We start from the raw sequence: 22,954 nt of genomic DNA, 5'->3' as shown, positions 1-22,954 counted from the left end.
AACCCAAAATAACCAAATGAAAATCAAATTATCAATACTCTTTTTATTTTCTGGTTTTATCCTTTTGGCACAAGAGCCATTATCCTTAGAAAATTTAAACGAGTTTAAAGACCCCTCCGAAAATTGGAAAATAGTAGGTGATGTCGTTGCAGACAGGAACATAACAGTCCACACCCATCAAGATCCAGCACCGGCTATTTTAACCAAGAAGGAAAAACGCAAACTAAAAAAGTCTAAAGAAACCTTACATCCTATCCATACAGAACCTGGAACAGGTGTTTTGTTCAACGATTACACCTTTACCCAAAAAGACCATCTTTTGTCGAAATGGGAACATGGTGATATAAAATTGGAAATGGAGATCTTAATTCCCAATGGATCAAATTCGGGTATTTACCTACAAGGCAGGTATGAACTTCAAATAAAGGATAGCTGGGGCGTTATGAATCCTACCTCCTATGATTTTGGAGGCATCCATCGGAACTGGGAAGAAGAACCTTCCAAGAAATTCTTAGGCATTACACCTTTGAGCAATCCTGCCAAAGCCCCTGGTTTATGGCAAAAGGTCAAAATTCATTTTGAAGCCCCTAAATTTGATGATGTCGGAAATAAAATTGCCAATGCAAAATTTGTTTCCGTATTCTTGAACGATGTCTTGATCCATAGCAATGTAGAGGTACCTTTACCTACTGGAGGTCCTATCTCCACGGAAGAAACCGCAATGGGCCCGTTAATGATCCAAGGAGATCATGGTCCTATGGCCTTTAGGAATATAAAGTATCAACTCTTGAAAGAGTCCGGGGTCACCATGACCAATTTAAGTTACGTTACCTATAAAGGCGATTTTAAAGGTCTGGAAGATTTGGAAGCTGCAGAGGCCTCCGAAAAGAAATCCGGAAAACTAATAGATGTCAATGTGGTAGAGGAGGAAGATCGTTATGGCCTTCACTATTCAGGAAGCATTAGTGTTCCGGAAGCGGGCAATTATATCTTTACCATTGGATATACCGGAGGCATCTCCTTCTCCCTGGATGGTAAAACCATAGCCACAAATAACTCCACCGGCGCCCAGGAAGAATTGGAAAAATCTGTTTCTTTATCTGCGGGAGACCATGCATTTACTTTGATCAATATAAAAAATGCGGGCTGGAGGGCCCCGAGATTAGGCCTATCAATTTCAACGGAACAAACCAATCCAAAAACCTTCCACGTTTACGATTCCTACCCACCAAAAATAAATTCCGTTTCCCCTATTTTGGTCAATGCAGAGGCTACACCACGAATGCTAAGGGGTTTTGTAAGTTTTGGAGGTAACCAGGAGCGTCTTTCCCACACCATTGGTGTAGGGACTCCTAAAGGCTTAAATTTTGTATATGATATGGGGACGGAAAATCTCGTTGGTATGTGGCGTGGCAACTTTGTTGATGCCACCCCCATGTGGCATAGTAGAGGTGATGGCTCCTTTAGGCCAAATGGTGCGGTCCTATGGACTTTTTTAAACCAACCTTTATCCGCTCTAAGCGATTTACAAAGTCCGTTTCCAAGAAAGGGAAGCGCTCCCGAATTTAAATCCGGAGGATATAGCATGAACCCAGAAAATGGTCTTCCAATCTTTAAATACACCTATAAAGGTGTTGCTGTGGAGAACAGGGTTTACCCCAATGACAAAAACACCCATTTTATCAATGAGGTGCATTTTTCCAAAATAGGGGAACCCAATTGGTACTATAAGATTGCCTCCGGAAAGGCCAAAAAATTGGCAGACGGGTCTTTTGACATCAATGATCACCAATTCTACATAAACGTATTATCCGGTCAGGAACCTATTATTAGGGAGGTAAATAATGAGACGGAATTAATTATTCCTGTGGATGGAAGCACTATTAAATATGAAATAATTTGGTAAGAAATATGAGAACCATTACGAAAAATACAATTAGAGGAATAGGCATATTATGTTGTGCTACGCTATTTTTATCAGCCACAACCCTCTTGGCACAAAATGCACCAACCGAGGATGACTACTACAGGTTAATTACGGTACCAACGCCCGAGGGCATCCAGATGGAAGGAGGAGGGGTGTTGTCCCTTCCCAATGGAAAACTTGCTGTTTGCACCAGACGGGGAGATGTTTGGATTATTGAAAATCCATCCATGGCCAATGGAGTATCCCCAACTTTTAAAAAATTCGCCTCCGGATTGCACGAACCTTTAGGATTGGCCTATCATGACCAAGCCCTATATACTGCCCAAAGAGGAGAGTTGACCAAACTAATTGACACCAACGGTGATGACGTGGCAGATGAGTACAAGACCATATATGCTTGGCCTATTTCTACCCACTACCACGAGTATTCCTTTGGTCCGGTATTGGCTCCGGACAATACCTTTTTTGTAACGGCCAATGTGGCCTTCGGAAATGAAGAATGGTGGAGAGGGGAAAGCAGGGTACCCTGGAGGGCCTGGACCATGAAAATCACCGAAGATGGAAAAATGGAACCCTGGGCAACGGGTATGCGATCCCCAGCAGGTTATGGCCTGGTAGACGGGGAATTGTTTTACACGGACAATCAAGGAGACTGGGTAGGTTCAGGCGCTATTTGGCATCTTCCAAAAGGTGCCTTTGCCGGACATCCGGCCGGACTTAGATGGACCGGGCATGAGGATTCTCCAATTAAACTTACCGAGGACGAATTCTATAGCAAATTGGATAAAAGGCAGGTCAAGGTAAATGGGCGTTATGTGAAGCCTGAAAACATCATGGACGAAAAAAATCCAGCTTTTGCCTATGAAATAAAAAAATCCTTCCCCGAATTAAAATTACCTGCGGTCATATTGCCACATGGTATTTTGGGCATATCCAATTCCGAAATCAGGGTCGATGAAACCAAGGGTAAATTTGGTCCATTTGAAGGACAATTACTAGTGGGCGACATGGGGCAGAGTAAGATAATGAGGGTAGTCTTGGAAAAAGTGAAGGGAGAATACCAGGGTGTAGCCTTCGATTTCAGAGCAGGTTTTCAGTCAGGTGTGATGCGTATGGATTTTGATAATGATGGAAAGCTTTTCGTAGGGGAGACCAACAGAGGTTGGGGTTCTGCCGGCACCACCAATTCTGGTCTGGAATATTTAACCTGGACCGGACGTACCCCTTTTGAAATGAAAACTGTAAGCGCCACGCCCGATGGTTTTGAAATTGAATTTACTTTGCCCGTGGACAAAGCTTCGGCCGAGGATCTGGATTCCTATTTCGGAAAAAGTTACATTTATAAATATCATGCAGCCTACGGTAGTCCACAGACAAATATTGAGGAAATTAAGATTAAAGGGGTAAAAGTGAGTGATGATGGCATGAAGGTCCGCATAGTCATTGACAATATCAGGCAATACTATGTCCACGAAATTATGTTGCCCGGGGTAAAAGCCAAGGAATCCGGTCACACCATTTTACATCCTACCTTGTACTACACCCTAAATAATATACCTGAAGGAGCTTTAACTCCCGCATCCGAACTCTCCACCAAGCGAAGTAGTTTATTAAAAAAAGCTGTCAGCTTTAGGAAACCGGCTCCAAAAAAACCTTCAGTCAAGAACAAGGTATTGTCGGACACCGAAGTACAGCCACTTTTGATGTCCAACACTTGTGTGGCATGCCACCATAAGGAAAAGAGGGTCATTGGGCCTTCATTTACCGAGATATCAAAACGCAATTATAACAATGAAAAAATAGTGGAGTTAATATATAACCCACAGCCCAAAAATTGGCCTGAATACGCAACCCCCATGGCACCTATGCCCCATGTGCCCAAAGATGAAGCCCTTAAAATTGCCGGGTGGATCAATTCATTGAAGAAGTAATATTTTAAAAAAAATCAAAAAAAAGAGCGGCTCAATGGCAATATTGAGCCGCTCTTTTATTTTTAAAACACAGTCCTATTCTTTATGTTGCCCCAGGTAATATTTCCACTTTCAATTCCCTTTACGAGCTCGGAATACCCATCCAACATTGCCTTGGCCTCACTTGAATTGGAATGGTAACAACAAAGAGCGGCCGCTTTTCTTTCGGCCATATTTTCACTGGCAAATAACCGTTTCATATCCTTTAGGAGTTTGTCGTTCATAAAATTGCCCACAGGCCTCCAAAAGCAGGGATCTATCTCCCTTGATGCCGCCCAACGCTCGTGGGCGTAATCCGAAATAATTCTTGCAAGTTCCTTGTTCCCCCTTTTTTCCACCTGCACTATTTCATTTAGATTTTGCTGCATAAACGCTGCCTTAAGGTACATTTGGTTCCATTGCTGTTCATTAAAATAAAGCGCAGGATACGGGTTGTTTAACGCTATAGCATCAAAAACGGTAGAGATATTGGTCCTAAGTGCTTCCACTGCCTGTACTTTATAGTTTTCAGGATGGGGCAACAATACCAAAAATTTCAGGAAGGTTTCAAGTTCGCCCTTATCCGCCACCTCAATAATATTGGCCACCTTGGCCTTAAAAAATTCTTCCTTGGCCTCCAATACCTTATAAAGCAAATAAATTCTACCTATCTGCTGAAGATTGGCATGTTGAACTTCTAGGTAATCCTTTAATTCCTTATCATCCAATAAAAGCGAAAGATCTTTTTCAGATTTAATTTTCGCGGGCACCAAGCTATAGGTCAGATACAAATCCTTTGTAGACTCTGATTCCACAATACCTTCAATTTTCGAAAACAGCCATTGTCTGTTTTCTTTGTCCACATTATCCTTTAAAATTTTCAGAAGCTGGGTACCGATATTTTTAAACAACATATTACAATATATTTATTCCGTGTTAAACTATAAATTTCAATATTACGTTTAGTAAGACCATGAGCAATTCATATGATTCCACCCTGTCTACAAAGAAGGTTTAAATATAAAACTATATCAGCATAAATTACCGCGGTTTATAGTATTCTTTCTATTTTTGAAATAGAAAATTGTGCTATGTTAGGTTTAAAATTACCCACAGACCCAAGATGGGTCAACATTGTTGAGAAAAATATCGATGAAATATTAACAGATCATGCCTATTGTGAGCAAAAGGCCGCAAGTACGGCTATTTCATTGATTGTTAGCTTTCCCGAATACACAGAACTTACCCAAGAAATGATAGCCTTGTCCAGGGAGGAAATGGGACATTTTAAAATGGTTCACGACCGAATATTGGATCGTGGAAAAACACTTGGAAGAGACAGAAAGGACGAATATGTTGTTGCCTTATTAAAATTTTTCCCCAAAGGTGGCAGCAGAACCACCCAATTGGTGCACCGTTTGTTATATGCCGCATTAATCGAAGCCCGAAGCTGTGAACGCTTTAGATTATTATCCGAGCAATTAAAGGACAAGGAGCTTGCTGATTTTTACCACAAACTAATGATCAGTGAGGCAGGTCATTACACTATGTTCCTAAACTTCGCCCGCAAGTATGGGGATCGTAAGGAAGTGGACCAAAAATGGGATGCATTATTATCATATGAAGCATCTATCATGAAGGATCTAGGTACTTCTGAAACCGTACACGGTTAAATTGGCTTCCTGGAAATAAGGTCAACAAAAGGTATTGAACCTAGATCCCGCCGAAAAAGGCGGGATTAGTTCAACTTACAATTTTAAGTGCGTCTTACCGACTTCTCAAAATAGAGTTTCACTAATAAACCTATAAGTTGTTCTGGAAATCCTTACTCTTTGGCGTAGTACAGTGTTTTTATTATCCCGTCTGACAAGCCTATTTTAGGAACATGAATTTTTTTGGCTCCGACCCATTTGGCGGAGGAGACAAAAATTTGTGTTGCAGGAATAATTACATCCGCCCTATCAGGATTTAGTCCCAATTCCGAAATCCTTTCTTCAAATGTCAGGCTCGTCAGAAAATGATATTGCGCCCTTAACCAAATATAGGAAAGGGACTCCCCCTCCTTTCTACCAGACATTTTATGTAATTTATTAATATTTCCTCCAGAACCAATGATCGATAAATTGGGAAGTCCCTTCACGTGTTTCTTCAGCCAGTGTTCCAATTCATTCCACTTGGTATCATCTACCATATCATTTAGGAGCCGAACAGTTCCAATTTTAAAGGATTCCGAAATTTTTATCTTCCCTTCGGAAAAAACAGTGAACTCGGTACTCCCTCCTCCCACATCTATATAAAGATAAGTTTCATCTTTCCTAATCAGATTCTTAAGGTCTGTGGAAGCTATAATAGAAGCCTCCCTTTCCCCATCTATCAACTGAATCTGTACTCCTGTGGCCTCTAAGATATTGTCTATAACCAGCTGTCCATTATCCGCTTCCCTCATAGCCGAAGTTGCACAGGCCATATATTTCTCCACCCCATGTACTTCCATTAAGAGCTGAAATGCCTTCATAGCATTCAACAACCGCTCTTCATTACGTTTGGAAATAGTTCCATTCTTAAATACATCTTCCCCTAACCTAATTGGCAATCGGACCAAGGCACTTTTTCTAAAAAGGGTATCTTTCCCTTCTTCTTCAATTACGTTATGGGTAAGCAACCGTATGGCATTGGAGCCTATGTCTATGGCCGCATATTTCCGAACTTTCAAAGTAGCTGTTTTTTTTAGGAATTCAATTTATTAAGGTAGTAATCATAGGTGGCGAATTGTGAACGCACTTTGGGATTATTGTTCCTTCTATAGGCATTATCATGTTTTTCGGAAAACACCCTTGCCTTTACATTATCCCTCCAAGAAATATCAAAGGTATCCAAAAGCTCTTGTTTAACGTCCCCATCATAAATAGGTACTCCAACTTCTACACGATAATCCAAATTTCTCGTCATCCAATCGGCCGAGGATATATATACTTTGGAATTACCATCATTTCCAAAAATGAAGATCCTAGGATGCTCCAAAAATTTATCCACAATACTAACAGCCTCTATGTTTTCACTCATTCCCTTAACCCCTGGCACCAAACAGCAAATACCCCTGATAATAAGCTGAATTTTTACTCCTGCCCTACTGGCCTCATACAGTTTGTCCACCATTTTATAGGAGGTAAAACTGTTCATTTTTATCTTGATATAGGCCTCCTTGCCCGCCTTGGCATTTTGAATTTCCTTATCGATCAACTTCTTGAACACATTTTTGGTATAATGCGGAGAAACAATCAGATGTTTGTATTTATTGATCTTATAGGTAGTTTCAAAGAAATCAAAGACTTTGTTCAATTCCTTCAGTATCCCATCATGTGCCGTAAATAGGGTATAATCCGTATAGATACGGGCCGTTGATTCATTAAAGTTACCTGTACTAACAAATCCGTAGCGTTTAATTTGTGTCCCTTCTTCCCGCTCTACCAGACATATTTTGCTATGCACTTTTAAGCCACGCACACCAAAAATAAGTTTTACCCCCTCGGATTGTAACTGTTCCGCATATTCAATATTGGCCTGTTCGTCAAACCTGGCCTGTAACTCTATCTGTACCGTTACCTGTTTTCCATTTTTTACGGCATTTATCAAGGAGGCCGCCACCTGGGAGTTATCGGCCAATCTGTATACTGTAATCTTGATATTTCTCACCTTGGGATCCAGGGCCGCCTCCCTTAGAAACTTGATAATGTAAGAAAAGGTCTGATATGGGGTATACTGCAGGAAATCTTTTTCCGCTATCCGCTCAAAAAGGCTGCCCTCCAATGAAATTCCCTTTATGGGAAGTGGGGTAATCTTAGCGTACATGAGATCATTTCTGCCCAAGCTGGGAAATCCCATATAATCCCGTCTATTGTGATATCTACCTCCCGGAATTACACTATCCGTGTCCTCTATATCCATTTTTTCCTTTAAGAAATCGAGCGTATCCTTACCTATGCTCTTATCGTACACAAAGCGCACTGGATCACTTATTTTTCGATGCTCAACACTGGACGATATTTTTTCAATAAAACTCTTGCTTAAGTCATTATCCATGTCCAACTCGGCATCACGGGTAATTTTTATCATATGCGCCGAGATGGATTCATAGTCGAACATATTAAAAATACTCCCCAGGCAGTACCTGATAAGATCATCGAGAATAATGATATAATTTTTATCGCCCTCCTTCGGCAACACCACAAAACGATCTATACCCTTAGGTATTTCTATTAGTGCATATCGCTTTTCCCTGACATTGGATTTGCTGCCCGGCTCTTTCTTTAAAATCAGTTTTACCGCCAGATAGGCCGCTGTATCCTTTAGCATGGGGAAGCCGGCCAAGTCGTTTAAAATAATGGTCATCAAAACTGGACTGACCTTTTCGATAAAATAATTCTTTATAAAGGAACATTGGGACTCCGTGATTTTTTTTTCATTGATCAAAAAAATATTCTGGGTTTCCAATTCCTTTTCAATATCGCTTAATATCTTTAAGCTTTTGGTTTGCTGTTTAATTACGATTTCGGTGATTTCCTCGAGAAGATCCTTTGCTGTTTCCCCGCCCAGAACACTTTTCCCGGATCTTCCAGCATCCACTATTCTTTTAACGGTGGCATACCTTACCTTAAAGAATTCGTCCAAGTTATTGGAAAATATCCCTAAAAACCGGAGTCGCTCAATTAAAGGAACATTCTTGTCGGCACTTTCCTGTAAAACCCTCTCATTAAAACTTAACCAACTTATTTCTCTATTTATATATTGATTTTTACTCTTGATCATTCTTATAATTGTTTTGGAAAAAGTGTCCGTACCGTAATACCTTTTGTTACGGTACCCCAATCGTTTGTGTCAAATTGTAATTGTACCAGCCCACTGGTAGGAACATTGTCAATATACATGTTTCCAAGGGAATTGGCAATATGTGTAAAGGCTTCGTTATGTCCAAATATAATAACAGTATCCTTGTCATTGTTCAGTCCTTTTATAAATCGATATACATCCTCACCCGAAAAATCATATAAGTCATTGGACAATTGAAATTTTGTGTACGAATAATTTATGGCTCTTAAAAAAATCATAGCGGTATGCAAGGCTCTATTGGCCGGACTGGAATAAGCTGCATCAATATGGTTTAAATTGGACGAAAATTCCTTGGCCACCTTATTCACATCCTTTATCCCCCTTTCCATTAGTGGTCTATCCCTATCCGAAACATTGTATTCCCAAGAAGATTTTCCGTGCCTTACCAATATTACCGTTTTCATACGTTTACATCCTTTAAATTTATTGAAAAAAGAAAACTAAAAATTGAGAATGTGTGCCTCCCCGGCTCCACCGGTAATCACAGACTACACCCTAACATTAAATACTTAAAATATTGCCTTTTAGGAAAATTGTCAAATTTTGTATTCGTCCGTTTCCCTTATTTCCTTTAAATAAATTGCACATCCCCAGGACAATTCAAATCCAATGTATTACTAAAAGTCAAGGTGCCAACCTTTCCATTTTCCAATCCAAATTAGCCTGTATACTATAGCGTATCCTATCGTGCAATCTATTGGGACGTCCCTGCCAGAATTCCATGGATATAGGTTTTACAATAAAGCCGCCCCAGTATTTGGGACGTTCTATCTCCTTATTATCATATTCCTTCTCCAACGCCTTTAATTTCCTTTCCAAATATTCCCTGCTCGGAACCACCTCGCTCTGTTTGGATACTATTGCTCCCAGTTTACTCCCCTCGGGTCGTGATTCAAAATATCCGTCAGATAAATTTTCCGCTATTTTCTCCGCCCTTCCCTTTATAATGATCTGCCTTTCCATATTGGGCCAAAAAAAAGAAATACACACATTGGGATTTTGGGTAATGGCCCTGCCCTTTTCACTTTCATAATTGGTATAAAAAATAAAACCTTCATAGGTGTATTTCTTCAACAATACCACCCTGTTCTTTGGAAACCCGTCCAAACCTATGGTAGACACCGTCATGGCATTGGGTTCATCCACTCCTTCGGAAGCTTCAACTTCATAAAACCATTTTTGAAATAATTCCATAGGGTTATCCGAAATAACCTCTTCTGTAAGAGAGCTTTTCTCATAGGACTTCCTGTAATTCCCTAGGTCTTTTTGCATATGTATTCTTGGATATTATTATCGCGAAAAGTTAATATACAAAATTGCACAAAACAAACTGAAATGCGAAAAGTAAGTGGAGTTTTTTTAAGCACTATATATATGGGAAAGACCCATACGATAATTTGCAGACGTAGATTACCAATGGTCCCGGGAAGCTAATACATTCTACTTTTATCAAAACGGGAAATTTCAAGAAGTATCCGTTAAAAACCCGGTACATTTGGAGGTTACCGACCTAGACCTAAAGTCGTACAACATCTAGATCTTCATTGGCTCCCCTGTAAAGTGACAGCTATTTCCTGGGCTATAGCTCAAACTCCTTACCGTCGTCCGCTAGTTCCACATTTGGAAATATGGTTTTGGCCTCTTCCCTAAAGAGATCCAAAGATTGGTACCTGGTTGAAAAATGTCCCAATATCAACATCCCTACATTGGCTTCCCTGGCAATGGTAGCAGCCTCCTTGGCGGTGGAATGTTTTGTTTTGGGGGCCAATCTCTTTTCCGTCTCCAAGAATGTGGCCTCGTGATATAAGACATCAACATTCTGGATCCAAGGAACAATTTTTGGGGAAAAGGCCGTATCACTACAAAAAGCATAACTCTTTGCTGCAGGAGGATCAAAGGTCAATAAGGCATTGGGTATCACTTCCTGGTTGTCCAAGGTAATGTCCTTTCCCAGTTTAATATTTTGAAAGTAACATTTATCTATTTTGTACTTTGCAACGGCCTCTACATTTAATTTGCGTTCTCCCAACTCCTCCCTGATCAGAAAACCATTGGTATATATCCTGTGTTCCAATGGAATTGTGGTTATGGACACCTTGTCATCCCCAAATATCCGTTCTGGCTCATTTGAAGTCAATTCATGGAAAAGAAGTGGATAATTGGTCCAAGAATCCCCCAATTTGAGAAAAAGGGTAATTGCCTCCTTAATTCCCTTCGGGCCGTAAACATGTAGTTCATTGGTCCTGCCCAACAACCTAAAAGTAGATATTAATCCGGGTAGACCAAAAAAATGGTCTCCGTGCAAATGCGATATTAAAATATGATTGATACGGGAAAATTTTATCTTGCTCTTACGCAATTGCACCTGTGTCCCTTCTCCACAGTCTATCAAAAACAATTGATTCTTAATCTCCAGTACTTGCGACGTGGGATTGTTAAAAGATCTTGGTGTTGCCGCGTAACAACCCAATACGGTTAGCTTCATAAAAAGGTAATATTGAAGTGGAAAATGGAAGATTATACCCTGGTTATATTCAAAAGACTTACAAACCACAATGATAACCCACTAAACTTGGCAATCATTACAATTATAATCCTTCTTCCACTATCACTTATAAATTATTTATTCTTAAAGTTCCAAGTCCCTTTCAATCTCCTCCATTTCTATAATATCCTTTGCCTCTTGAATGGTAGGCACCACACAGATATGGTCCGGGACCTCGTCATAGGAAACTTTTCCAGTTACCAGGACGAAGGATTTTTTAGTCTTTCGATGGGCATTGGAGATTTCCAAAAATTCCAAAACGTCGTTGGAGGTCAGTTTTGAAAAAGAAAAAAGGTTCACAATTATGTGATCGTTCTTAATTTTGGGATATATTTCCTTAAGATTGGATAGAAACTTGTTCAAGGAGATATTTTCTTGAAGCACAGTGGTTACATTTCCTTCTTTATCCAAAATCATAGGCCTTTCATTTAATTTTTGACGCCAACAAGTAAATCACAGCCATACGTATGGCGACCCCATTTTCTACCTGGTTCAATATAATGGATTGTTTGGAATCCGCTACATCACTGGTTATTTCCACGCCACGGTTAATGGGCCCTGGGTGCATAATTACAACTTCCTTGTCCAGACTGTTCAACAAGGCTTTATTAACCCCATACTGCTGGGTGTACTCCCTTGTAGTCGGGAAATAACTAATATCGAGTCTTTCATTCTGAATTCGCAGCATATTGGCAACATCGCACCAGTTCAACGCTTTTCTCAGATTGGTTTCTACAGTGACACCCAAGGATTCTATATGTTTGGGAAGCAAGGTCCTAGGTCCGCACACCTTTACATTGGCGCCCTGTAATTGCAGGGCAAAGATATTGGAAAGTGCCACCCGTGAATGAAGGATATCCCCTACGATAACTACATTTTTTCCTGCCACGTCCCCCAATTTTTCCCTAATGGAATAGGAATCCAATAAGGCTTGGGTTGGATGCTCATGGGCACCGTCCCCTGCATTGACTATAGAGGCCTTAACGTGTTTGGAAAGGAAGATTCCCGCTCCGGGGTTGGGATGTCGCATTACCACCATATCTACCTTCATGGAAAGGATATTATTTACGGTATCGATCAAGGTCTCCCCTTTTTTTACTGAAGATTGCGCTGCGGAAAAATTAACAACATCTGCGGACAGTCTCTTTTCTGCCAATTCAAAGGAAAGTCGTGTACGGGTACTGTTTTCAAAAAATATATTGGCTATGGTGATATCGCGTAGGGAAGGAACTTTTTTAATAGATCGGTTGATCACTTCCTTAAAGTGATCTGCAGTTTCAAAAATGAGCTGAATATCCGATTCCTTCAGATACTTGATTCCCAACAAGTGTTTTACACTTAATTCGCCCATACCTATGTCTTTACTAAATATATTACATCCTCTCCATCATTTTCCTCCCACATTACCTTTACCTTTTCTCCATTTATAGCATCTACTTGCCGCCCTCTATAATTGGGCTGTATTGGCAAATGCCTACTAAAACGCCGGTCGATCAATGTCAACAACTCTATTTCCAACGGCCTCCCAAAAGACTGGATCGCCGTTAAAGCCGCCCTTATACTTCTGCCCGTATAAAGTACATCATCTACAAAAACTACCTTCTTATCCTCAACTAGAAAATCGATTTTGGTCTTGTTGGCTTCCAAGGTCTTGTCGCCTCTCCTAAAATCGTCGCGGTAAAATGTAATGTCCAAGAATCCTAAATCTATTTTTTTTACCCCATAATCCTCTTTAAGTATCTTGGCAAGGCGTGAAGCCAAAAATATCCCTCTAGGCTGTATCCCTATGAGAACGGTATTTTTAAAATCGAGATGGTTTTCTAATAATTGGCAAGCCAGGCGATGCAGGATAATATTTATTTCTTTGGAAGAAAGTAATACTTTTTGACTCATAGATGATTTGGCCAATGCTTTTGAATTACAAAAGTAGGGATTTCTATTTAATATTGCCGCCATAAAAACAAAAGACCCTTACAGATCGGAAATAAGTAATTTGAACCCATATACAACACCCTGAAAACCTTTGGTTTGCATTGGAACCAAGCCTACCCCTAAAAGAATGTACAATTGTAATAGAAACGGATCAATCTCAAAAGTTGTGTGCGAATTGCAAAAAAATATAATTTACTATCTCAAGTTTGTGTCCTGTTCATTTTTTGCATCGCCCAAATGCGTAGCATTCATGAATACCATTAAAAATCAATAACAACCAATTGAGTAAAATGAAAGAATAATTTAATCATTGGTTTTACTAAATTACTCCTATTAAATAAAACTATTGATCATAGAAACCCCAAAAGGAATCCAAAACCAGTAAATTTTACCAACAAAAAGGCCCTGGCAATTTGCCAGGGCTCCTCTATATCAATAACCTAAAAGCTTACTTCTTTTTCTTGTCGTTAGCCTCCATTTTATCTTTCAACGCCTGTAATGCTTCGTTGGCATCACCTATGGTAGGCTTCGCTTCATCAGCAGAGGCTGCAGCTTTTTTAACGGCAGCTTTTACATTGCGTTGTTCCTCTTCTCTAAAGATAGCGGTATGACTGGCCACTACCCTTTTGAATTCCTTGTTGAATTCAATGATCTTGAACTCGGCCTCTTCACCTTTTACCAATTTCTTGCCATCTTCTTTTTCCAAATGACGAGATGGTACAAAGGCAACGATATCCTCGTTAAAATCGATGGTTGCTCCTTTATCCACTATTTCAGCTATAGCTCCTTTGTGAACTGTATCCAAAGCAAACTCGGTTTCGTATTTATCCCAAGGGTTTTCTGTGGTCTGTTTGTGTCCCAAACTTAGTTTACGACCATCCACATCCAATTCCAATACTTCAACTTCCAAAGTATCCCCAACGGTAACAAACTCGGAAGGATGCTTGATTTTCTTGGTCCAAGAAAGATCCGAGATGTAGATCAACCCGTCTATTCCCTCTTCCAATTCAACAAACACACCGAAATTGGTGAAATTACGAACAATACCTTTATGCTTGGATCCTACAGGATATTTGCTAGTGATATCGGTCCATGGATCTGGAGTTAATTGCTTAATTCCAAGAGACATTTTACGGTCTTCCCTATCCAAGGTCAATACAACAGCTTCCACCTCGTCACCAACTTTTACGAAATCCTGAGCGGAACGCAAATGTGTGGACCAAGACATTTCAGAAACGTGGATCAATCCTTCAACACCTTCTGCAACTTCGATAAATGCACCGTAGTCGGCAATAACCACTACCTTACCTTTAACCTTGTCTCCAATTTTGATATCTTCGCTAAGAGCATCCCAAGGGTGTTTCTCCAATTGCTTAAGACCTAACTGGATTCTAGATTTGTTCTCATCGAAGTCAAGGATAACAACGTTCAATTTCTGATCCAATTCCACCACTTCATTAGGATGGTTGATTCTGCTCCAAGATAGGTCGGTAATGTGCACCAATCCATCAACACCGCCAAGATCGATAAAGACACCGTAAGAAGTAATGTTTTTAACAACACCTTCAAGTACCTGTCCTTTTTCCAATTGACCGATGATCTCTTTTTTCTGTTCTTCGATATCAGCCTCGATCAACGCCTTATGCGAAACAACTACGTTTTTGAATTCGTGGTTTATCTTAACCACTTTGAATTCCATAGTTTTGTTTACATATTGATCGTAATCACGGATAGGCTTAACATCTATTTGTGAACCTGGTAAGAATGCCTCAATTCCAAAAACATCCACGATCATTCCACCTTTGGTTCTGCATTTCACAAAACCACTAACAATCTCTTCTTTGTCATGGGCCGCATTTACACGATCCCAAGCCATGATAGTTCTTGCCTTTCTATGTGAAAGCACCAACTGTCCACTTTTATCCTCACGGATATCGATCAACACTTCTACTTTATCCCCAACCTTTAGGTCTGGATTGTATCGGAATTCGTTTAGTGAAATAACCCCTTCAGATTTGGCATTGATATCAATAATCGCCTCCCGCTCTGTAAGGTACACTACAGTTCCCTGTACAACTTCCTCATCTGCCGTATCCACAAAGTTTTCTGCGACCAAGCTTTCAAATTCCTTTAATTTGGAATCATCAACACGCTCTATTCCTTGCTCGTACTTGTCCCAATCAAAATTCTCCAAAAACTCTTTTGGATCCTGCGCTGGGGTTTCTACTTTTGTTTCTTGTGTAGCTTCGGTAGTTTCTTCTACCTCAACTGATGTTTTTTCTTCAGCCATTTGCTGATTATAAATTTGTATTCCATGGAGTTACAAGAGCTAACAATTACCACGAAAGAAGTTATATTGATTTTCTTTTGGTTCCTTTTTCCTCTCGATGCTTTGCTAAAAAAGGAGTGCAAAAATACAACTAAAAAATGGTTTTACAAACCTAAAAATGAGATGAATGACAATTACTTGACTATTTTCTGAAAATTGATAAAAACTATGCTTAGAATCCCTATCTTGAAGCAATAAATATTAATCGTTAAAAAAATACAATTATGAGTGTTAAAGCAAAATATCAAGCTGTCTTAAACCTGGGCGAGCAATTAAAAATAAAGGACGGTGACGTAAGTGAGGAAGCGGGTATCCTTAAAATAAAAGGCCAGGCTGCAACCCAGTATGAGAAAAATCTTTTGTGGGATAAAATAAAGGAACTGGGCGGTGAAAATCCTTCGGACATCCAAGCCAATATTACCGTGGCCGATGAAAGCGTTTACCACAGACACACCGTAAAAAGTGGGGAATCCCTAAGCAAGATTGCCAAAAAATACTATGGCGACCCTATGAAATACAAGAAAATTTTTGAGGCAAACACCAATATCCTTAAAAATCCCGATGTTATTCATCCAGACCAAGTTTTGGTTATCCCCAACTAAGGGAAACATAAATTAATTAGGGCGCAGTCAGGGTTCTTGCCACAAGGCTTCCGGACTGCGCCCTAATTGATATTTTCAAGATCAAACAAAAAAAATTATTTTCCTTCAATTTTACGGAGCGCAAAATTATATATGCGTTCCAATTGCTCCTTTAGCCCCATATCACTGTTATCAAATTCTATAGCATCATCGGCTTTTCTCAAGGGTGAAAATTCTCGATGTGAATCAATATAATCCCGGGTTTGAACATTCTTCAACACCTCCTTGTAAGAGACCTTCTCCCCCTTGTCCAAAAGCTCCTTATATCTTCTAAACGCCCTAGTTTCTGGAGAAGCGGTCATAAAAATTTTAAATTCGGCATTGGGAAATACAACGGTCCCTATATCCCTACCATCCATTACAATGCCTTTTTCCTTACCCATTTCCTGTTGCATCCCCACCAATTTCAATCTAATCTTCTCAATAGTGGCAATCTTGCTGACTTGTTGTGAAACCGGCAAGGTCCGGATCTCTTTCTCCACATTTTCGCCATTGAGATACATTTCCGAAAACCCAAGGGATTTATTGTAGACAAATTTAAGGTCCACCTTGGGAAGGGCATCCACCAATCCTTCCAGATCGTCCGTTTCGCCTCCAATAAAACCTTCGCGCATAGCATAAAGTGTTACCGCCCTGTACATGGCCCCTGTATCTACATAAACGTAATCCAATGCCTTTGCCAACTGTTTGGCAATAGTACTTTTTCCTGTAGAGGAATATCCATCAATAGCAATAGTAATCTTTCCCATAAGTTTAAAAATAGTAAGAATTGCCCAATTGCACGGTATTGACAATCCTAAAAATTAACATTTTTACAAAAGGAATCCCCCTCTAAATCAAAAGTACCTACCAATCGCCCAGTAGGTACTTTTGATGCATGTCTTTAAACAACCTTTTTAAAGTTGCTTTGGATTTTTAACGGACTCATCGGTAATGGCTATATCAATAACCTCCTGCATGTCATTCACATAATGAAAAGTAAGCCCCTTTAAATAATCCGCCTTGATTTCCAAAATATCCTTCCTGTTATCCTCACATAGTATGATCTCCTTAATTTTCGCCCTCTTGGCTGCCAAAATCTTTTCCTTTATCCCTCCAACAGGGAGCACTTTCCCCCTTAAGGTAATTTCTCCAGTCATGGCCAGACTCTTTTTTATTTTCTTCTGGGTAAACAAGGATACCAGGGAAGTTAACATGGTAATCCCCGCACTGGGTCCGTCTTTTGGAGTAGCCCCTTCCGGAACGTGGATATGCACATTGTATTTATCAAATACCTCTGGGTCAATTCCATATCTGTCAGAATTGGATTTGATGTACTCCATCGCTATCGTGGCCGACTCCTTCATCACCGTACCCAAGTTACCGGTAATGGTCAGATTCCCTTTTCCTTTGGACAAAATGGACTCTATAAACAAGATATCGCCACCAACACTGGTCCAGGCCAATCCCGTAACCACCCCGGCAACATCATTATTCTCGTATTTATCCCTTTCCATTCGCGCAGGCCCCAAAACCTTTTCAACATCTTCAAAGGAAACCTTTTGGTTGTACTCCTCATCCATTGCTATGGATTTAGCGGCATGCCGCACCATTTTTGCTATTTGTTTTTCCAAAGACCTCACCCCGGATTCCCTAGTGTAGCCCTCTACAATCTTCTCCAATTGGGGTTTGCCAATTTTCAAATGGCTTACATTTAGTCCATGCTCCTTCAACTGCTTTGGCAATAGATGCCTCTTTGCAATTTCCACCTTTTCCTCTATGGTATACCCGGTTACGTGAATAATTTCCATTCTATCCCGCAGGGCTGGTTGTATTTCGGACAAGCTATTGGCCGTTGCAATGAACATTACTTTGGACAGGTCATAGCCCATTTCCAAAAAGTTATCATGAAACTCATTGTTCTGTTCCGGATCCAAAACCTCCAACATTGCAGAGGAAGGATCGCCCTGATGGCTATTGGACAGTTTATCAATTTCATCCAAAATAAAGACAGGGTTGGATTTACCGGCCTTTTTTAAACTTTGAATAATTCTACCTGGCATGGCTCCTATATAGGTTTTACGGTGCCCTCGAATCTCGGCCTCGTCCCTGAGACCACCCAGGGAAATTCGCACATATTCCCTTCCCAGTGCTTCGGCCACAGATTTACCCAAAGAGGTTTTACCAACTCCCGGAGGTCCATAAAGACAAAGGATGGGCGATTTCATATCATTCCGCAATTTTAGCACAGCCAAATATTCAATTATCCTTCTTTTTACATCCTCCAGACCATAATGGTCCCTATCCAATATTTTTTGGGCCCTTTTTAAATCGAACTTATCCTTGGAATATTCATTCCAGGGAAGATCCAAGAACAGATCCAAGTAATTGCGTTGAATGGAATATTCCGCTACCTGCGGATTCATCCGCTGCATTTTGGCCAATTCCTTTTCAAAATGCTCGGCAACGGTTTTGTTCCACTTCTTCTTTTTGGCCCTTAACCTCATCTCATCAACTTCTTCCTCATATGAGAGGCCGCCCAATTCCTCTTGGATCGTTTTCATCTGTTGATGAAGATAGTACTCCCGTTGTTGCTGATCCATATCACTTCGCACCTTGGACTGAATGTCATTTTTCAGTTCCAGCTTCTGAAGCTCAATGTTCATATATTTAAGAGTGGCCAATGCACGATCCTGTAAACTGCCTATCTCCAGTAATTCCTGTTTGTCCTTTACATTCAAGTTTAGGTTGGAGGAGACAAAGTTTATCAAAAAAGAATCGCTCTGAATATTCTTTATGGCAAAGGACGCCTCACTGGGAATATTGGGATTATCCCTAATAATCTGTAATGACAATTCTTTTATAGTATCTATGATTGCCCTAAATTCCTTGTCGTCACGTGCAGGCCTAACTTCGGTAGTTTCCCTTACAGTAGCCGTGATATAAGGCTTTTCGGTAAGCACTTCGGCCACTTCGAAGCGTTTTTTGCCCTGAATGATGACGGTGGTATTTCCATCGGGCATTTGAAGCACCCTTAGAATTCTTGCCACAGTCCCCAAAGTATTGATATCCTTTACACCAGGATTCTCTGTTTCCTCATCCTTTTGGGCCACCACACCAATCACCTTGGATCCGTTATTGGCATCCTTTATCAACTTAATGGATTTATCCCTTCCCGCTGTAATTGGAATAACTACTCCGGGAAACAGCACAGTATTGCGCAACGGCAATATAGGCAAGGTTTCCGGCAAATTTTCATTATTGATTTCCTCCTCATCTTCAGGTGTCATCAAGGGTATTAACTCTGCATCCTCATCTATCCCGTGCAATGACATAGTGTCAAATTGTATGTTTTTTGTTTTAGCCATATTCTAATTTCGGTCATTCTGTCATTCAAAGACAGAGAAACAATTTATATTTAATCCTACATATGCCTCCTTTCCCTATAAAAATAAGGAGGTTGAGGATTCTAGCATTTCCTTTCATTTCTATTTGGGCAATTCTTATGCCAACAAATAAAATCTTTTTAGAAATAAACTGTAACATTCCATAAATTACCCCATCTATTAAGCAAACCAATACCTTTTTGAGCCTAGAAAAGAGACATATTGATGAACTGTTACCACTGTGCTTAAAGGGTAACCGCAACGCGCAACTAGAAATTTACAATCGCTATTACAAGGGAATGTACAATGTTTCCCATAGGATCGTAAAAGATAGCGCCATTGCAGAAGATGTAATGCAGGAATCGTTATTAAGCGCACTGACCAAACTGGACCAATTTAAGGGAGAAGTTACCTTTGGGGCCTGGTTAAAACGGATTGTGGTCAACAACAGTATCCTTCAATATAAAAAGAGGTTAAAACGCCAGGAAGTTGATCTTGGAAGTGTAATGTACAAGGTCGAAGACAATGATGGATATGTCCCAGATAATGGAATGATTGAACTAAAGGCTCAAAAAGTGATTGAAACCATGAAGCTGTTAAAAGACAATTACAGAATTTCTTTGACCTTACATTTAATAGAAGGATACGATTACGAAGAAATTTGTGAAATAATGAATTTGAGTTACGCCAATTGCCGTACAATGATTTCAAGGGCAAAAGAAAGCCTGAGACAAAAATTAAATACCACATACTATGGAAGTTGATCCTATAGAAAAACTGTTTGGGGAATTAAAAGGCTCCTTTGACACAGCTGAACCAACAGATGGCCACAGACTTCGTTTCTTGGCAAAATTGGAAGCCTCTGCAACAGGGAAAACAAAATTAAAAAGGAACCGTGTAATATGGAAGCCGCTAACCGTAGCTGCCACCTTGCTATTACTTTGCACTATAGGCTACAATTACCTTTATACATCCCCAAGCGTGCAGCAGCAGGTTTCCAAAATTTCGCCGGAAATCACCAACACCGAATTTTATTTTGCCAGTGTAATAGAGGATCAGATAAAAAAGATGCAAAATGAAAGTACCCCCGAGACCCAAAAATTGATTGCCGATACCATGATTCAACTTAGAAACTTGGATAGCGATTACAAAAAGATGGAACGGGACCTATTGGATGGCGGTAATAGCAAACTAATTTTAAGCGCCATGATCACCAATTTTCAGACCAGAATAGATTTGATCAACGAAGTGCTGGAACAAATTGAAGAAATTAAGAACTTAAAAAAATACAAAAATGAAAATATTACAGCTTAGTTATATACTTACCCTCTTATGGCTTGCTCCCATCAATTCCTTTTGCAACAATGATATGCCCAGAGGAAAGTACACCAAGGAAAAAACACTTAAAAAAGAGTACAAAGTAAATTTGGATGCCTTACTTAAAATAGACAATAGCTATGGAAATTTAAATATTACCTCCTGGAACCAGGATAGGGTAACCATAGAGGTCCATATTAAGACCACAGGCGACAATGAAGATAAGGTTCAACGCAAACTGGATGAAATTACAGTGGATTTTGAGGGCAGCAGCACTATGGTTTCCGCCGCTACTATCTTCAAAAAGGAAAGAAACAGTTGGGGATGGAATTGGGGCAACAGCAATAATGTAAATATGCAGGTAAACTATACGGTTAAAATCCCCATTAAGAACAGTGTTAACCTTAACAACGATTACGGCAGTATTATTCTTGACAGAATAGACGGACATGCCAAAATAAACTGCGATTATGGCCGATTGGAAATTGGGGAGTTGCACGGGAGAAGCAACCAATTATCCTTCGATTATACTTCCAAATCTACCATTGGCTATATAAACAGCGGTAAAATCAATGCCGATTATTCCGGTTTTACCATTGAAAAGGCAGGGAGTCTGGATATTGTTGCCGATTATACCAATGCCACGATACAAACCATGGAAGACCTGTCCTATGTCTGCGATTATGGCAAATTGGAAATAAAGCAAGCCAGAAATATTCAAGGAAATGGCGATTATATAAATGTTAGCCTGGGGAGCGTACACGGCAACGTGGATATAAAATCGAGCTACGGGTCCGTTAAAATTGATGAAATGGCGCATGATGCCAAAAACCTTCAGTTAAATACGGATTATACCGGCATCAAAATAGGGTACTCCCCAAATTATCATTTCAATTTTGAAATTGAAACAAAATATGCCGGCGTAGATGGAAAGGACGAATTCGAAATAAACATTAGCAACGAAAAATCCAACCAAAATTATTTTAAGGGCTATTACGGGAGTCAAAACAGTGGTAACCTAATGACTATCACCAGTGAATATGGCGGAATTTCATTTCATAAAAAAAAAGATTAAACATTTAAAGATGAAACATTTAACAACCACCTTACTTGGTCTTTTAATAATGGGCTGCCTCAGCTCCCAAAAAAACCACAAGATTAACGGGAACGGCCATCAGGTTACCCTTGAGAGAACAACGAAAGACTATGATGAAATTGCGATTTCAGGTTTCTTCGATGTTGCATTGGTAGAAGGCAAAGAGGGCATGATCACATTGAAGGGGGAACAAAATATTTTGGACCATATTACAACCGAAGTTCATGGCAATAAATTAACGATAAAGATTAAAAATGGGTATCACTTAAAACCATCCTCTTGGAGAAAAGGGGTTTCCATAACCATTCCTGTAGAAAGTATAAGTGCCTTGAGCTTGTCCGGTTCGGGGGATATTGTTGGCGAAACTACCTTGGTTGCCGATAATTTTGAAACCACTATGTCCGGCTCCGGGGACATTAGCCTTGCTCTGGACGTAAAATCCCTGAAAGCAAGTATTTCCGGTTCCGGGGATATGGTCCTAAGTGGAGAAACCAGAGATTTTGACGTATCCATCTCAGGATCCGGTGATATCGATGCCTATGACCTTATTGCCGACAATGTGGATGCCTCGGTATCGGGTTCGGCCAATGTTAAGGTAACAGCCAATAGGGGGATTAATGCAAGGGTATCTGGATCGGGCGATATAGATTATCGGGGCAATCCTGAAAAAATCAGCACAAAAGTTTCGGGATCGGGGGATATCACAAAGGTTTCATTCAAATAAAAACAATATACTAAGTTATAGGAAGCCTTTTAAGGGATCGGGTCCAAATCCAAGAGCACCAATAAAGAATGCTAATAAAAAATAACGGAGTTTTATCTCCGTTATTTTTTTGTTCCATTTTTAATATTTCCTTTTTACGTGTAGAGAATAATCGGATAAATACCATAATTGGGTCCATATAAATATATTAAGTAATTCTCATTCGAATACTAAATGCCTAAATTTGTAACATTATGTACTTC

General features: G+C 39.9%; 20 protein-coding genes. 8 read left to right on the top strand and 12 right to left on the bottom strand.

Features of this window, described 5'->3' with window-relative positions; all coding sequences use genetic code 11:
* The first annotated feature begins 16 nt into the window (after positions 1–16).
* Positions 17–1,906 (top strand): family 16 glycoside hydrolase, encoded by a 1,890-nt coding sequence (locus tag QSE00_RS06740; RefSeq protein ID WP_286105396.1) that lies wholly within the window; start codon positions 17–19, stop codon positions 1,904–1,906.
* A gap of 5 nt (positions 1,907–1,911) precedes the next feature.
* The gene (locus tag QSE00_RS06735) at positions 1,912–3,858 is read left to right on the top strand and encodes an auracyanin family protein (RefSeq protein WP_286105395.1); all 1,947 of its coding nucleotides are present in this window, start codon (positions 1,912–1,914) and stop codon (positions 3,856–3,858) included.
* A 62-nt stretch (positions 3,859–3,920) separates the two neighbouring features.
* Here QSE00_RS06735 and QSE00_RS06730 read toward each other — a convergent pair whose 3' ends face one another.
* A complete protein-coding gene (locus QSE00_RS06730) occupies positions 3,921–4,790 on the bottom strand; it encodes an EboA domain-containing protein (protein WP_286105394.1) in 870 nt (289 codons plus the stop codon).
* 177 nt (positions 4,791–4,967) lie between these two features.
* Between QSE00_RS06730 and QSE00_RS06725 the strand changes: the two genes are divergently transcribed.
* Positions 4,968–5,549, top strand: a complete 582-nt coding sequence (locus QSE00_RS06725; protein WP_286105393.1) for a MiaE family protein — start codon at positions 4,968–4,970, stop codon at positions 5,547–5,549.
* A 152-nt stretch (positions 5,550–5,701) separates the two neighbouring features.
* Here the strand turns inward: QSE00_RS06725 and QSE00_RS06720 are convergent, their stop codons facing one another.
* The 9 genes from QSE00_RS06720 to rpsA all read right to left on the bottom strand — a co-directional run bounded on the left by QSE00_RS06720 (position 5,702) and on the right by rpsA (position 15,530).
* On the bottom strand, positions 5,702–6,589 hold the full coding sequence (locus QSE00_RS06720) for a Ppx/GppA phosphatase family protein (RefSeq protein ID WP_110358303.1): 888 nt from the start codon (positions 6,587–6,589) through the stop codon (positions 5,702–5,704).
* Positions 6,590–6,603: 14 nt separating this feature from the next.
* Complete coding sequence (gene ppk1, locus QSE00_RS06715) at positions 6,604–8,682, bottom strand: polyphosphate kinase 1 (RefSeq protein WP_286105392.1); 2,079 nt, start codon at positions 8,680–8,682, stop codon at positions 6,604–6,606.
* A 2-nt stretch (positions 8,683–8,684) separates the two neighbouring features.
* A complete protein-coding gene (locus tag QSE00_RS06710) occupies positions 8,685–9,167 on the bottom strand; it encodes a SixA phosphatase family protein (RefSeq protein ID WP_286105391.1) in 483 nt (160 codons plus the stop codon).
* 220 nt (positions 9,168–9,387) lie between these two features.
* On the bottom strand, positions 9,388–10,035 hold the full coding sequence (gene pdxH / locus QSE00_RS06705) for a pyridoxamine 5'-phosphate oxidase (protein ID WP_286105390.1): 648 nt from the start codon (positions 10,033–10,035) through the stop codon (positions 9,388–9,390).
* A 307-nt stretch (positions 10,036–10,342) separates the two neighbouring features.
* On the bottom strand, positions 10,343–11,248 hold the full coding sequence (locus QSE00_RS06700; RefSeq protein ID WP_286105389.1) for a ribonuclease Z: 906 nt from the start codon (positions 11,246–11,248) through the stop codon (positions 10,343–10,345).
* Between the two features lie 144 nt (positions 11,249–11,392).
* Positions 11,393–11,725, bottom strand: coding sequence for a ribonuclease Z (locus QSE00_RS06695; protein WP_110358308.1), 333 nt, complete (start codon positions 11,723–11,725; stop codon positions 11,393–11,395).
* Positions 11,726–11,732: 7 nt separating this feature from the next.
* Positions 11,733–12,659 carry an aspartate carbamoyltransferase catalytic subunit gene (locus QSE00_RS06690; RefSeq protein WP_110358309.1) on the bottom strand — a complete coding sequence of 309 codons (927 nt, stop codon included), beginning with the start codon at positions 12,657–12,659 and terminating at the stop codon, positions 11,733–11,735.
* Between the two features lie 2 nt (positions 12,660–12,661).
* Positions 12,662–13,201: a bifunctional pyr operon transcriptional regulator/uracil phosphoribosyltransferase PyrR gene (gene pyrR, locus QSE00_RS06685; protein WP_031442958.1), complete on the bottom strand. Its 540-nt coding sequence runs from the start codon at positions 13,199–13,201 to the stop codon at positions 12,662–12,664.
* A gap of 487 nt (positions 13,202–13,688) precedes the next feature.
* The gene (gene rpsA / locus QSE00_RS06680; RefSeq protein ID WP_110357788.1) at positions 13,689–15,530 is read right to left on the bottom strand and encodes a 30S ribosomal protein S1; all 1,842 of its coding nucleotides are present in this window, start codon (positions 15,528–15,530) and stop codon (positions 13,689–13,691) included.
* A 263-nt stretch (positions 15,531–15,793) separates the two neighbouring features.
* Between rpsA and QSE00_RS06675 the strand changes: the two genes are divergently transcribed.
* Positions 15,794–16,171 (top strand): LysM peptidoglycan-binding domain-containing protein, encoded by a 378-nt coding sequence (locus QSE00_RS06675; protein ID WP_286105388.1) that lies wholly within the window; start codon positions 15,794–15,796, stop codon positions 16,169–16,171.
* A gap of 95 nt (positions 16,172–16,266) precedes the next feature.
* Here the strand turns inward: QSE00_RS06675 and cmk are convergent, their stop codons facing one another.
* Together cmk and lon are read right to left on the bottom strand one after the other, a co-directional pair.
* Positions 16,267–16,959: a (d)CMP kinase gene (cmk, locus tag QSE00_RS06670; RefSeq protein WP_110357790.1), complete on the bottom strand. Its 693-nt coding sequence runs from the start codon at positions 16,957–16,959 to the stop codon at positions 16,267–16,269.
* Positions 16,960–17,106: 147 nt separating this feature from the next.
* The gene (lon, locus tag QSE00_RS06665) at positions 17,107–19,557 is read right to left on the bottom strand and encodes an endopeptidase La (protein WP_286105387.1); all 2,451 of its coding nucleotides are present in this window, start codon (positions 19,555–19,557) and stop codon (positions 17,107–17,109) included.
* A 218-nt stretch (positions 19,558–19,775) separates the two neighbouring features.
* Between lon and QSE00_RS06660 the strand changes: the two genes are divergently transcribed.
* From QSE00_RS06660 to QSE00_RS06645, 4 genes are read left to right on the top strand one after another with little or no spacing between them, the layout of a single operon-like run.
* On the top strand, positions 19,776–20,339 hold the full coding sequence (locus QSE00_RS06660) for an RNA polymerase sigma factor (protein WP_110357791.1): 564 nt from the start codon (positions 19,776–19,778) through the stop codon (positions 20,337–20,339).
* Complete coding sequence (locus QSE00_RS06655) at positions 20,329–20,889, top strand: hypothetical protein (protein WP_286105386.1); 561 nt, start codon at positions 20,329–20,331, stop codon at positions 20,887–20,889. The genes QSE00_RS06660 and QSE00_RS06655 overlap by 11 nt, the downstream gene beginning before the upstream one ends.
* Complete coding sequence (locus QSE00_RS06650) at positions 20,870–21,967, top strand: DUF4097 family beta strand repeat-containing protein (protein WP_286105385.1); 1,098 nt, start codon at positions 20,870–20,872, stop codon at positions 21,965–21,967. Before QSE00_RS06655 ends, QSE00_RS06650 begins: the two co-directional genes overlap by 20 nt.
* 10 nt (positions 21,968–21,977) lie before the next feature.
* A complete protein-coding gene (locus QSE00_RS06645) occupies positions 21,978–22,712 on the top strand; it encodes a head GIN domain-containing protein (RefSeq protein ID WP_286105384.1) in 735 nt (244 codons plus the stop codon).
* The last annotated feature ends 242 nt before the right edge of the window (positions 22,713–22,954 follow it).

Source organism: Arenibacter flavimaris (genome assembly GCF_030291335.1).
Taxonomy (GTDB): Bacteria; Bacteroidota; Bacteroidia; order Flavobacteriales; family Flavobacteriaceae; genus Arenibacter.
Note: the sequence above shows the minus strand (reverse complement) of the source record. Positions and strands in the feature narration are given on the sequence as shown.